9 protein-coding genes are annotated in these 3,231 nt (G+C 67.6%); all 9 read left to right on the top strand.

The genetic code is table 11. The features are described from left to right. Positions 1–384: hypothetical protein (locus AC3XYG_RS01985; RefSeq protein WP_489138137.1), on the top strand; the 384-nt coding region annotated here is incomplete at its 5' end. Between the two features lie 20 nt (positions 385–404). Continuing rightward, on the top strand, positions 405–968 hold the full coding sequence (locus AC3XYG_RS01980) for a hypothetical protein (RefSeq protein WP_489138136.1): 564 nt from the start codon (positions 405–407) through the stop codon (positions 966–968). A 66-nt stretch (positions 969–1,034) separates the two neighbouring features. After that, positions 1,035–1,346, top strand: coding sequence for a hypothetical protein (locus AC3XYG_RS01975; protein ID WP_489138135.1), 312 nt, complete (start codon positions 1,035–1,037; stop codon positions 1,344–1,346). Next, the gene (locus AC3XYG_RS01970) at positions 1,343–1,516 is read left to right on the top strand and encodes a hypothetical protein (protein WP_489138134.1); all 174 of its coding nucleotides are present in this window, start codon (positions 1,343–1,345) and stop codon (positions 1,514–1,516) included. Before AC3XYG_RS01975 ends, AC3XYG_RS01970 begins: the two co-directional genes overlap by 4 nt. Further along, positions 1,513–1,944 carry a gp436 family protein gene (locus AC3XYG_RS01965; protein ID WP_489138133.1) on the top strand — a complete coding sequence of 144 codons (432 nt, stop codon included), beginning with the start codon at positions 1,513–1,515 and terminating at the stop codon, positions 1,942–1,944. The genes AC3XYG_RS01970 and AC3XYG_RS01965 overlap by 4 nt, the downstream gene beginning before the upstream one ends. Next, complete coding sequence (locus AC3XYG_RS01960) at positions 1,941–2,438, top strand: phage virion morphogenesis protein (protein WP_489138132.1); 498 nt, start codon at positions 1,941–1,943, stop codon at positions 2,436–2,438. The genes AC3XYG_RS01965 and AC3XYG_RS01960 overlap by 4 nt, the downstream gene beginning before the upstream one ends. Continuing rightward, positions 2,435–2,875: a phage tail terminator protein gene (locus tag AC3XYG_RS01955; RefSeq protein WP_489138131.1), complete on the top strand. Its 441-nt coding sequence runs from the start codon at positions 2,435–2,437 to the stop codon at positions 2,873–2,875. Before AC3XYG_RS01960 ends, AC3XYG_RS01955 begins: the two co-directional genes overlap by 4 nt. Then, positions 2,872–3,030: a hypothetical protein gene (locus AC3XYG_RS01950; RefSeq protein ID WP_489138130.1), complete on the top strand. Its 159-nt coding sequence runs from the start codon at positions 2,872–2,874 to the stop codon at positions 3,028–3,030. The genes AC3XYG_RS01955 and AC3XYG_RS01950 overlap by 4 nt, the downstream gene beginning before the upstream one ends. Positions 3,031–3,033: 3 nt before the next feature. Further along, on the top strand, positions 3,034–3,231 hold a 198-nt coding region (locus AC3XYG_RS01945), incomplete at its 3' end, for a hypothetical protein (RefSeq protein ID WP_489138129.1).

Raw genomic sequence — 3,231 nt, 5'->3', positions numbered from 1 at the left:
CCAACACCCAGGAGATCCGCCGTGCGTAACCATGGCCTGGTGAAGCCGTTCCTCGCCGGAGCAATCGTCGCGCCCTATCGCATCGTCAAATTCGGCGCCGATGACGACACGGCTGTCGTGGCGGCAGGGGCGGCGGACAAGTCGATCGGCGTCACCGACATGCTCGGCGCCAGATCGGTGGGCATCACCTTTGACGTCGTCCTGACCCAGGTCGCCGAGGTCGAGTACGGCGGCCCCGTGACCAGGGGCGACGATCTGACCGCTGACGCCCAGGGCCGCGCCGTCAAGGCCGCCGTCGGCAACCGCGTTGTCGGCATCGCCATGGCCACCGGCGTGCTCGGCGACATCGGCTCCCTTCTCATCGACCGCGGCGTCGCCGCCTAACCCCGCCCCAGAGAGGTCCCATGGCCATTGACGCGCCGTTTCCCGTCGATTCGAAGCTGACCGCCGTCGCGGTCGGCTATCGGAACACCCAGTACATCGCCGACCAGGTGATCCCCCGCGCGACGGTGCCGTCGCGGTTGTTCAAGTGGTGGGAATACCCGATCGACGAGAGCTTCAACGTCACCGACACCAAGGTCGGTCGCACCAGCGCCCCGAACGAGATCGAGTTTCGGGCCGAGGAGCGCGAAGGCAGTGTCGATGACCACGGCCTGGACGATCCGGTGCCGCAGGAAGACATCAATACCGGCGCGACCATGGGCTATGACCCGAGGACGCATGCGGTCGAGCGCCTGACCGACTATGTCGCCTTGGGTCGCGAGGTCCGGGCCGCAAAGCTGCTGTTCAATCCGGACACCTATCCAGTCGGCAACAAGATCCAGCTCGCCGCCGCTGGCGACCGTTGGGATGATCCAGCGAGCAATCCGGTGGACGATATCCTGGATGGCCTGGAAGCTTGTCTGGTCCGCCCGAACATTGCCGTTCTTGGCCAGAAGGTCTGGTCCAAGCTGCGGCGCCATCCGTAGATCGCGTAGGCGGTCAACGCCAATGCCGGCGACGAGGCTGTCGCAACGCGCCAGGCCGTCGCGGAATTGCTGGAGCTGGACGAGATCATCGTCGGCCAGTCCCGGCTAAACACCGCGCGCAAGGGCCAGAAGGCGAGCCTGGCCCGTGTCTGGGGCAATCACGCCAGCTTCATCTATCGCAACCGCAACTTCTCGTTCCGCTCGCCCGACTTCACCTTCGCGGCCACCGCGCAGTGGGGCGACAAAATCGCGGGCTCCCGACCAGACCCGGATATCGGCATGCGCGGCGGCGAGCGCGTCCGCACCGGTGAAAGCGTCCGCGAACTGGTAATCGCCAGTTACGCCGGCTACTTCATCCAGGACGCGATCAGCGGATGATCGAGGCCGCGCCCATTCACCACGTCGCCCTGGTCGCGATCAAATATCGCGGCCAGCGCTTCGAGATCGGCGATCCGCTCCCCGAGTTGTCGGAGGAGGAGGCGACCGCGTTAGCCGACCGTGTCGGCCCGGCAGCCGCTAACGCTGGCCGCAAAGGCAAGCTGAAGTGACCTATGCGACCCCGGACCAGCTCGAAACCCGGTACGGCGTCGAGTTGCTGGTGCAACTGACCGACCGCGGCATGCCCGCGACCGGCCAGATCGACGCCGCCACGGTCGAGCGGGCCTTGGTCGACGCGGATGCGCTGATCGACGGTTACCTGGCCGCGCGCTACCGGCTGCCGATTGCTAGCGTGCCCAAGCTGCTGGTCGACATCGCCGAGGCCGTGGCGATCTACAAGCTGCACTGGGCGGCCCCGGCCGCGAAGATCACGGCCGACTATCGCGATGCGCTGAAGACGCTGGCGGACCTGGCCGCCGGCCGGCAGCGGTTGGACATCGCCGGCATCGAGCCGGATATCGGCTCCGCCGGCGGCAGCCGGGCCACCAGCGCACCGCGTGTCTTCACCGGCCGGGCGCTGCGCGGGTTCACGTCGTGACCGGGATCTCGGTTCGTCTGGACGACGAAGCCGTCCAGTCGGTCCTGGGTCATGTCGTGGACCGGATGACCAACGCTCGCGGGCTGTACGACAACATCGGCGCCGCCATGGTGGTGTCGACGCAGATGCGGTTCGAGCGCGAGCAGGCGCCGGACGGCAGCCCCTGGCCGCAGTCGCTGCGCACCCGGCTCGAAGGCGGCAAGACGCTGCAGAAGTCACGGCAGCTGTATCAGAAGATCACGCACCAGGCAGACGATCACGGCGTCGAATGGGGCTCGGACCTGCCCTATGCCCGCATCCACCAGGAGGGAGGCGTCATCGTGCCGAAGTCAGCCGGCGCGCTGTTCTTCCAGCTGCCCGGCGGCCGAGGCTGGGTCTTCGCGTCATCGGTGGAGATCCCGGCACGTCCGTATCTCGGCGTGGACGACGACGATCGTGCCGAGATCACCGCCCAGGTCGAGGACTGGTTAGCCGTGGCAGGGGTCGTGCAATGACGCTGGTCGACCAGGTCGCCGAGCGCCTGGCGCTCAAGGTGCCGTCCCTGGCCGGCCGGATCGGCAAGGCCGGCGACCTCGCCGCGCTGATGGAAGCCGGCTCGCTGCCGCAGGGCAACCAGGCCGCCTTCATCGTGCCTCTCGGCTTCCGCGCCGGCGAGGTGACGGCGGCCACGGGTCTGCACAGCCAGAGCCTGGCGCGGCGGGTCGCGATCATCCTAGTGATCCGCTTCGCCGGCAATCCCACCGGGGCGAAGACCATCCCCGAGGTCGACCAGCTCGAACGCGAAACCCTGCGGGCCATTGCCGGTTGGAAGCCTGTCGGGGCGTGGGACGCCTTCGCGGTCGAGCGTGGCGCGTTGCTCGGCCTCAAGCCCGGCGTCGCCTTCTACGAGATCGATTTCACCACCTCCGAACTGTTGAGGATCCAGGCATGAGCATCCCCGCCCAGGGCGGCAGCTACATCCGCCGGAAAGACGGCACGCTGGAGCGCGTGGCGTTCACCGAACCCCAGAGCCAGGCCCCGGCGCCGGACGTGCCGTCCCCGCCGCCGGCCACCAATCTGGATGCCAAGCCCAAGCTGAAGGACTGAGACATGGCCGATCCGTTGTACTGGGATAGCAAGGTCATCCTGATCAAGGCGCAGACGGCCTACGACGTCGACGCGATGCCGACGGCCGCCAATGCCATGCTCCTGACCGATGTCGAGTACCGGCCGATGGAGGGCACGGACGAGGCCCGCAATCTCGAACTGCCTTGGCTGGGCGGCGACGAGGAGTATCCGGCCGGCCTC

The organism is Inquilinus sp., from assembly GCF_057815775.1.
This window is presented reverse-complemented; position numbering and strand designations above follow the sequence as displayed.

Coding starts and splice junctions, on each gene's coding strand:
- AC3XYG_RS01980 (WP_489138136.1), top strand. CDS start 405: ATGGCCATTGACGCGCCGTTTCCCGTCGATTCGAAGCTGACCGCCGTC.
- AC3XYG_RS01970 (WP_489138134.1), top strand. CDS start 1,343: ATGATCGAGGCCGCGCCCATTCACCACGTCGCCCTGGTCGCGATCAAA.
- AC3XYG_RS01955 (WP_489138131.1), top strand. CDS start 2,435: ATGACGCTGGTCGACCAGGTCGCCGAGCGCCTGGCGCTCAAGGTGCCG.
- AC3XYG_RS01950 (WP_489138130.1), top strand. CDS start 2,872: ATGAGCATCCCCGCCCAGGGCGGCAGCTACATCCGCCGGAAAGACGGC.